Consider the following 8,736-nt stretch of genomic DNA (forward strand, 5'->3'; position numbering starts at 1 on the left):
ACACTTTTTGCTGACGATTTACACAATATTTTTAGGAGGAATTATAATTGCAATTCTTTTTAATAATTCGGTTGTTAAGCTAGGAACAGCTGAACCGACATCCATTGAAGCTAAATCAATAGTTTTTAAGAAATAAAAAATGTATTTTCCAAAATCAATATCCTTTATTTTAGAGTAGAACATTGTATCAACCGACCAAAATGGTTGTGATACATAAAATAAATTACTTAATGTTCCTTTCCTTGGTATCAGTATTGACTCTTTATCATACAATGATTCATTTACATACCTCATAATTCCACCGGAACCATAAACTGGGATTAATCCATCCGATAACTTTTTATGATCTTTACCATACTTTATTTCCAATAAATCTTCAAGTTTTCCAATCTCCCACCCCTTAGGAATCAACCCCAACTCACTTTCTACAAACTCACCGTTTTGAAACGGACCAAAATCTACAAACCAGTGTTTGTAGAGTGCCATTGCCATTTCTTCGAGGGTTTTGTTGATGGCGAGGTTGTTTTCGATTTTGTCGCAAATATCAAAGTACATATCACCAACTTCTTTCTGATAATTTATATCTTCAAAAACTGGTAATTCTAGTTTATCAAAATCTGTTTTCTTGAAATGTGGTATAAGGCTACCAACGTGAAGAGCGTTAATTCTATCTTGTGCCAACTTTGAACGGAGCAGAGCAAAAAGATATTTAGGATAAATAATATTTTTTTTAGCTCTTAATGCCACCATATCTTGAGCAATACAAAAATTTACTGGATTCGGTGTCCAACACACCCTTCCTGGAGTTCCTTTCAAAACAAATAATAAATCTTCGGGTTGAGGATGAGCTCTAAACCAATTTTCATATGTCTTATCAGAAACGTATCTAATATTTATAAAATCAGGATATAACTTTTCATTTCTAATACAGTTTGTAGCTATTAATGGGATTCCAGTCTCAGCAGTTGGACAAGTCTTTCCTCTGTTGTCAACTATGTTTTCAACTAATTCAGTTAATTTATATGTTTTCCAGCTTTTTGGCATTTATTTTTTAGGTTTTACTTTTTTTATTGATCTAAATGTTAATTTAGGTTCTGGTTTTAAAAGTTTTTTCAACTCTGAAATCCATTCAGGGGTTTTGTCAACAGGTAATTCGTTATATTTATGTGCTAATCTTGTTTTTAATGGTTTTAAAATATCAATCAATTCTTTAAAAGCTGCTAATTTTTCTTTTCCTTTTTTTTCAGTTTCTATAAAAGAATAATCACCACTTAATTTACTAATTTTGAAGTCTACAGCTATATTAAAATTATTCAAAACTGATCTTAATTCAGGGATTTCATTTGCAAGATTATTTAACGATGACCACATTCTATTCGATTCTAGGACATCCTCAATTCTAATCTCTTCTCCATGTTTGTTATCAATGTAATCTATTAATTTTACTTCACCTTCTTTAAAAACATATCTTTTGAAAAATAAAATTTTTGAATTTTCAGTTAATGAAGATTTGTATTCCATATCATTATCGGATAAAAATATTATCTTATTTTTAGTATATTCTGTTTCCGTTTTATTTCTCAGTGGTACAGACAGAAAATCAACCAAACTAATTAATCTATCTATTCCACCAATCGATAAAAATTTAACATTTTTACTGTTAAAGTATGATTGCAAATATATTTTATCACTATGTCCTTCTACAATAATCCAATCTTTATTTCCATTTCTTAAGGAAGATAATATTGCTGAAGCTAAATCATAAATACTTTTAAAGAAAATATCTTCAACCCTATGGGCTTCATGATTATCAAATAAATTGTTTGAAGCAAAACAGGAAATTTGAGGTACTTTTCTTTCATCTTCTATTGTGTGAGTAATTATTGCATCATTAATTATCGGTAATGCACCATACCAATGTGTTGTAACTAAAGTCTGTATGTTTTGTTGTGAAATTTTTTCTATTTTTTCAAATTGCTCAAAACAATTTGTAACATCTAATGATGCTTCAGGTTCATCTATGCCTAGAATAATATTACTCTCACTATTGCTTACACTATTTTCCGTTACTAAAGAAAAAATTATATCTATCAATGCTTTCTTTCTTTGACCAGAACTCATTGAATTAATTTTCGTGTCTTTATTTTTTAAACTTCTATTTTTAAAATACTCTTCGATAACTCTACCTCTTAAATCTTTAGATGTTACTTTTTGTTTAACATTTGGATCTGTGTTAAATGAATAATCTTTATCAATTTTTTGGATAGTTTTTTCAACAGAGGAAACAAATTCTTTTAAATTATCGTTAATGATTTGAATGATTTTTTTATTGCTTCCATCAACAGTAACTTGTTTATCAAATACATCATCAATTTTTGTTTTGATATCTTGACCTATTAAATATTGTAAACTATTATTTTCTAATCTTAGATAATCATTTATATTAGTTTCTACAGGAATGTAAATATAATTATATGAACTTTTTAAAGCATTTGAAAAAGCAATTAGCTTTTTTTTATCACAAGTTTCTAAAATTATTTTTTGTAATTCTTCAAATGGCCCAAGTTTTATGTCACCATCAATGTTGATTCCATCTACTAAGAGATAATGGGTTTCTTTTGAGTATTTACTATGAAAATTATCTCTAAGTTCTTGAAAATGATATTGTTGTTTACTGTTGCTTGGTGCCTTTAGATCCCATAAGGCATCGCTCATTAATTTGATGATTTCCTCTAAATCTGATTTAGGACTTGTATAATTAGCCTTAATTTTTTCAATAAAAGACTTTTCGATACAAATTATAGGAGCAATATATGCATCACCTCTTTTTTCTTCATGTGATAAAACAATTGATTTTTTATTAAAATATACATCTAATATTTCTAATATTGAAGTTTTTCCAGAACCATTTTTCCCAATAATTAAGTTAAGATTAGAATGATTGTGATTAGTAATAAAGGGTATAAAATGTAAATTTCTATAACATTTATAATGTCTTAAAAAAACTCCAACTATCATAATTATAACTTATTAAAATTCTCCAATATCTTTTTTTGCAACTCATTCCCTTTGGTAAACTGTTCTTGTAATTGCTTTTTTAAAGCTTCCATTTTATCTTCAAATAAAATGCCGTCGTCTTCCACTTCTTCGGTACCTACATAAATACCCGGGGTCAATTTGTAGTCTTGTTTTTGTACTTCAGCTAAAGAGGCATTGTAACTATAACCATCATTATTTTCATAAGCACCCCCAATGTTTCGCCAAGAGTGGTAAGTAGCGGCTACTTTATCAATATCGGTATCGGTAAACACGCGTAATTTGCGGCTTTCCATAGTACCCATTTTACTGGTGTCTATAAATAAAATTTCATCGGTACGTTTGCGGTGAATACCGTCTTTGCCATCACGGTTTCGGCTTAAGATAAAAATACAGGCAGGAATACCGGTCGTTAAAAACAATTTATCGGGTAGGCGAACAATACAATCAATCATGTTGTTGTTCACCATAAATTCTCGTACGTTTTTTTCGCCTTTGTTGTTGGAGGTCATCGCACCGTTTGCCATCACCACACTAGCGGTTCCTTTGTCGCTCAAATGACTCCAAAAGGTTTGCATCCACATATAATTGGCATTGCCATCAGTGGTAAATTCTTCTTTGGGTCCAAAAAGGCGAGGGTCATTTTCAGGTAAATCTTCAGGATGCCATTGGCTGACATTAAACGGTGGGTTTACAATAATAAAATCGGCTTTTAAATCGGGAAACTTATCTTGTAACAACGAATCGCCCAAACGCACATCAAAAGACAAATCACGCAACGCCAAGTTCATTTTACATAAACGGAGGGTGCCATCATAACGCTCTTGGCCGTAAATGGCAATGTTGCGTTTGTCGCCACCATGCGATTCTAAGAATTTCAACGACTGCACAAACATACCACCCGAGCCACAAGCGGCATCAAATATTTTTCCTTCATACGGTTCAATCATTTCTACCATCAACCGCACAATACTTCCAGGGGTAAAAAATTGACCGGCACCGGATCCTTCAGCAAGTGCGAACTTTCCAATGTAATACTCATACACCCGACCTAAAATATCACTTTCAGGGTTTTCTTTCTGTGACAGTTTCGGATTGGATAATAAATTGATTAATCCCCCCACCTGTCGAGGTGTCAACTGACTCTTCACAAAAATACGGGGCAAGATGCCTTTTAAATCCGGTCTGAATTTTGCTAAAGTTGCGTCCAACGTATCAAAAGCATCATCTACAATTACTTTGATATTGTCTTGTTCAGCATTGGCTTTTAAATAATCCCAAGTGGCTTCTTTCGGAATGATATAAACGTTTTTGGATAAATACTCATCCGGGTCTTCCATCACATAATTAATTTCTGCTTCATCTGATGTAAAATAGATTGAGTTTTTATCTTGAACCAATAGTTGCAATTCTTGTTTACGAATTTCATATCGTTCAGACATATGCTTTAAGAAAATCATAGGCAACACATAGTCTTTGTATTGATTTTCAGCTACTGCACCACGTAATTCGTTGGCAGCTTTCCAGAGTTCTTGTTCAAAATTGATATCGGCTTTTACAGTGGCTTTAGACATATATTTTATGCTATAATTTAAATTATTACTTTCCCAAACTTACTAAAAACAAAAAAAGAAAACCATAAAATTAGCAAAGGGTTTCCAATAGTTTTTAACAAATATAGTTTTTAGCGATACCACCCTTTTACGGATTCCCGCATTCTACTAAAATAAATTCAAAGGAGTTTCTCCCACCGGCAAGCAGGAAATTGTTTTTGGAAAGGCTAATATAGGGGAAAAGTTTTAGAAAAGTAGTTCTTAGTCCTTAGTTCTTAGTCCTTAGTTCTTAGTCCTTAGTACTTAGTCCTTAGTCCTTAGTTATTTGTGACTCAGACAAAAACTTAGTGCAATGTTGTGCAACCTTGTGGACAAAAAAGAAACTAGCCATAACCAAAAGCTAAAAAAGAAGACATTGAAGGAAAGTAAAAACGTATTTTTTTTTGTTCTTAAGGCCTAATTTCATTGGTAAATCAGAAGAAATGAACAAAAAAAATGACGATTGTGAATAAAAGAATATGTTAAATGTGTACATATTTTTTGTAGATTTCACAATCTTGTTTACTTTTAATTCGCTTTTAAACGTGCACACGCTCGGGTTAATAAACGGCAAAAATTCAGCTCATAAATCGGTTCCTAGGCCATTTCATGAGCTTTTTTTTATGGTTTTTTTTCAAAGCTGCCAGGGTGCTGAGGGACTAAGGAACTAAGGTTTAAGAGGTAAAAGTTGAGTGGGAAGCGAGAAAAACTATAATTTTTTTTAGTGAAAAACTACGGTTTATGTAGGTTTTTACTTTTTTTTTGAGCTTTTTTCGGGTTTTTTGAGTTTGTTTTTGGTAGTTTTCGGTTGTTTTTTTTACGTTTTGATACGGATTTTGGCTAAAAAAGGGTCAAAATCCGGTGAAAAATTCGTCCGTATCGTTTGAAAAAATCATCCGCATCGTTTTTACAAACCATCAGGACGATTTTAGAAAACCATCCGCATCGTTTTGAAGTGAAAATTATGCTGCAAAAGGCATAAAAAAACCCCAGCGAAAGTCACTGGGGTTAACAAACTGCCATTGGCAGCTCATTCAGTCGGTTCCTAGGCCGCTTTTTGGTAACGCAATGTTTTCAAGAGGTTCTTGATGTTTTGTGCCGGACGAAACAAGACTCTTGATTTGATAATCGAATTACTCGTTACCTCCTCAGGGGTCTCCATACCCAACGAACTCAACCCAATTTGAAACGTACCGATGCGTCCTAACCGAACGATGCGTCCATCCTCTAACTGGTTAACCATTTGTTTCTCCAACGAAGCCAATACTGCTAAGCAGTCTGCTTCGGTTACGGTGCATTGCTCCGAGATCATTCGGGATAATTTTTCAATCCCCACTTCGCCATCCCCGATGGCGGAAGCATAAAATTTTTCAGGAGCCATTAACTCCTGCGGATTTTTCCGCTGAACTGTTGTGAATTTAACTGCCATTTTAATTAAGGTGTTAAATTAATAAATAATTTTTGTTGCCGTTATTGGTCACGTTGCCAAGCCGTTACAACTGATGTAAAAATACTACACTAGTTTGGTATATCAAAATCAAACTTATTCACAATTGGCGTTATTTTTTAACAACAAGTAATGTTATTCTTACCTTTTTATTTTTTTAATAAATTGCGGAAAATCAAACATTTAAAGATATTATTTTTTATAGTGTACACTTGAAACTACTTATTAAAGTAATAATTTAGAAAGAAATTGCCGTCGTAACAATTTAATAATCAGTCAGTTGTGTTTTTGTAAAGAATAGCTTTCCTACTGAAGGAAGCGAAGGTAAAAAAGGGAGATATTTTTTTAGTGATGATTCTGATAATGTGGGAGTTAGCTTTTGTTAATTTTTTTATTCGCAATCCACCATATCCAGCGATAAAATCTATGTGTTTTTTTGATTTTATAGTTTTTTTTGCCACAAATTCACAAATTAGAGCTTCACTCTTTTTTGTTTCACTAAGTTTTAAGAAGGGTGGCACAGAGTTTCACAACGTTTTTTGTTAGAGCTTCGTTCATTTTTGGAACGCGGATGAGGCGGATTTGACGGATGGTTACGGATTTTTTTACGCTACTCCAACTCCGTCAGAGTTCCAAACGCTGACGGAGTTGATAACAATAGAAATTAGAGCTTCGTTCATTTTTGGAACACGGATTACACAGATTTTGCGGATGGTTACGGATTTTTTACGCTACTCCAACTCCGTCAGAGTTTGGAACTCTGACGGAGTTACTATAGTACGAGTGGTAAACGGTAAGTATTTGTTACTACAAGCCATTCCCAACACTGCTGCGGTGTCTTTATATAAGCAATAGGCTTAACTACAATTACCGACGCATCGTCCAAAAGTCAAACCCCAAACCAATACCGATATAAGGTTTGCGATGGTAATTCCAATCGTTGATATTCTTGGTCAATCCGATATCCCAACCATAAAAACCTAAGATTTTAAAGCCTCGAATGTTTAAGCCCAAGCCCGGAGTGACAAACACTACGAGTCCTTCTTCTTCATTGTCATAGTTAGCCCCCGAAAGACTTGTGGAGCCATTGTCTAATGTGATGCGACCCAATCCAAATCCCAATCCGGCTGATACGCCATAGGTGTTTTTTTTAGCATCCATCCTGCGGTTTTTAAAAACTTCCCAATCTTGATTCAAACTGAACGCTGTACCAATTTTGAACTCACTGGTCACTTGACTGTTCAAACGGTTATCAACAGCGGGACGAATGGTAAAGGGAATGGTAATGGCACTCCATTTGGTATGTAAATGTGAAAAAATCACTTTTTCATTGGCCGGTAACGGAATGTAAACGATTTGATTTAGAGCTGCATCAGCGGCTTCCGTAAAAGGTATGGGATTCAAATATACTTTATCAGGAGCGTCGCTGGTGTGTTTGATGTTTTGAATTTTCCAGTTCGTACGAACTGTGATGCTGCTGTCTTTTTTTGTGTATAGCAGCGTATCTTTTTCCAAGGTTCTCTGGATGGTAACACCGCCTTTCACTTCCGTAATGGTCCAACCGGCTTTTAGTACTTCTTTTTGTAATGCGGTTGGGATAACCACTTTATCTTGGTGGGGCCAAGCTCGGTGTAAGGTATAGACGTTAATCACTTTCGTTTGCTGTGGCTGTCCAAAGCAAATGCCATTTGACATCCAAAAACAGCATACTATCAGACTTAACAATGGAAGCCATTTTATTGTTTTAGAGGATGTAAGTCTATTTAGGTTTTTTTGGAGCGGTAGGTTGCTGTAGTTTTTAGGAGTACTATTCATTTTTTAGGAAAAATAGAGGTTTAAATACGTGTACAATTTATAAATTAAATTTGAGGGTATCAAAATTTTATTTGGGTTGGTGTTTTTTGGAATACGGAGCTTAGGTCTTTTTTTGCCACGAATTCACGAATTAGAGCTTCGCTCTTTTTTTGGAACACGGATGACGCGGATTTGACGGATGGTCGCGGATTTTTTACGCTACTACAACTCCGTCAGAGTTTGGAACTCTGACGGAGTTGCTAACGAAAGAAATCAGACCGGTAACCACTTTGTTACTTCCCAATACAGAAATTAACAGCCCCAAATATACTTGGGTTTGTAGATTTCAAGGTACAAATTAGGTACAAGCCTGAACAAAAAATCTCAAAGTAAAACAAAATATATTTCTTCATCTATTTGATAAATTTTGAAACCCCAGAATTTTAAAGAACACATTGAACCAATGAAACTGGTTTGTGCAAATTTATGAAAATAGTGAATACAAAATGCTTTTTTATTGCGATGGATAGAAAGGACTTTAATCGAACACTTGATCCCTATCTTATCCTTTTTTGATGCCTTGTAAGATTTCTCAAAACTTTATTTTGTTTATAAGATTTATTTGTAAATAAATATAGATTTATAAGAAGCATTAAATAATTATTGGTTCTCTATAAAGCTAGGAGTGGCTTTACTCTTGTGATAAATATTTTGAAGTACCCATTACTATTTCCTGTTTATTAATTCCACATAATTACGTTTACTAATATTGCCACGTTTATTTTTGCTAATTTTAGCACAATTATGTTTACTAATTTTAGTACTTTTATATTTGCTAATATTAGTACAAGAGCAAAGGATAGAATT

Annotated in this window: 6 protein-coding genes; 1 reads left to right on the forward strand and 5 read right to left on the reverse strand. The window is 33.5% G+C overall.

Going from position 1 to position 8,736, the window contains the following annotated elements; translation table 11 throughout:
• Positions 1-18: 18 nt before the first annotated feature.
• From B3L86_RS10630 to B3L86_RS10645, 4 genes are all read right to left on the reverse strand, one after another.
• Positions 19-1,044 (reverse strand): restriction endonuclease subunit S, encoded by a 1,026-nt coding sequence (locus B3L86_RS10630; protein WP_291118773.1) that lies wholly within the window; start codon positions 1,042-1,044, stop codon positions 19-21.
• Positions 1,045-3,018, reverse strand: coding sequence for an AAA family ATPase (locus tag B3L86_RS10635; protein ID WP_291118776.1), 1,974 nt, complete (start codon positions 3,016-3,018; stop codon positions 1,045-1,047).
• 2 nt (positions 3,019-3,020) lie between these two features.
• Positions 3,021-4,610, reverse strand: coding sequence for a type I restriction-modification system subunit M (locus tag B3L86_RS10640; protein ID WP_291118779.1), 1,590 nt, complete (start codon positions 4,608-4,610; stop codon positions 3,021-3,023).
• Between the two features lie 1,063 nt (positions 4,611-5,673).
• Positions 5,674-6,057 (reverse strand): HU family DNA-binding protein, encoded by a 384-nt coding sequence (locus tag B3L86_RS10645; RefSeq protein WP_291118782.1) that lies wholly within the window; start codon positions 6,055-6,057, stop codon positions 5,674-5,676.
• 666 nt (positions 6,058-6,723) lie between these two features.
• Between B3L86_RS10645 and B3L86_RS10650 the strand changes: the two genes are divergently transcribed.
• Positions 6,724-6,930 carry a hypothetical protein gene (locus B3L86_RS10650; RefSeq protein ID WP_291118785.1) on the forward strand — a complete coding sequence of 69 codons (207 nt, stop codon included), beginning with the start codon at positions 6,724-6,726 and terminating at the stop codon, positions 6,928-6,930.
• Positions 6,931-6,942: 12 nt separating this feature from the next.
• On the opposite strand, the gene B3L86_RS10655 is transcribed toward B3L86_RS10650, so the two are convergent.
• Positions 6,943-7,728, reverse strand: a complete 786-nt coding sequence (locus B3L86_RS10655; RefSeq protein ID WP_291118788.1) for a hypothetical protein — start codon at positions 7,726-7,728, stop codon at positions 6,943-6,945.
• Between the last annotated feature and the right edge of the window lie 1,008 nt (positions 7,729-8,736).

It is taken from the genome of Flavobacterium sp. UBA6135 (assembly GCF_002428305.1).
In the GTDB taxonomy this organism is placed as follows: domain Bacteria; phylum Bacteroidota; class Bacteroidia; order Flavobacteriales; family Flavobacteriaceae; genus Flavobacterium.

What these genes read in the sequence shown, in the direction of transcription:
- B3L86_RS10630 (WP_291118773.1), bottom strand. Translation starts at nt 1,044, where the DNA reads ATGCCAAAAAGCTGGAAAACATATAAATTAACTGAATTAGTTGAAAAC.
- B3L86_RS10635 (WP_291118776.1), bottom strand. Translation starts at nt 3,018, where the DNA reads ATGATAGTTGGAGTTTTTTTAAGACATTATAAATGTTATAGAAATTTA.
- B3L86_RS10640 (WP_291118779.1), bottom strand. Translation starts at nt 4,610, where the DNA reads ATGTCTAAAGCCACTGTAAAAGCCGATATCAATTTTGAACAAGAACTC.
- B3L86_RS10645 (WP_291118782.1), bottom strand. Translation starts at nt 6,057, where the DNA reads ATGGCAGTTAAATTCACAACAGTTCAGCGGAAAAATCCGCAGGAGTTA.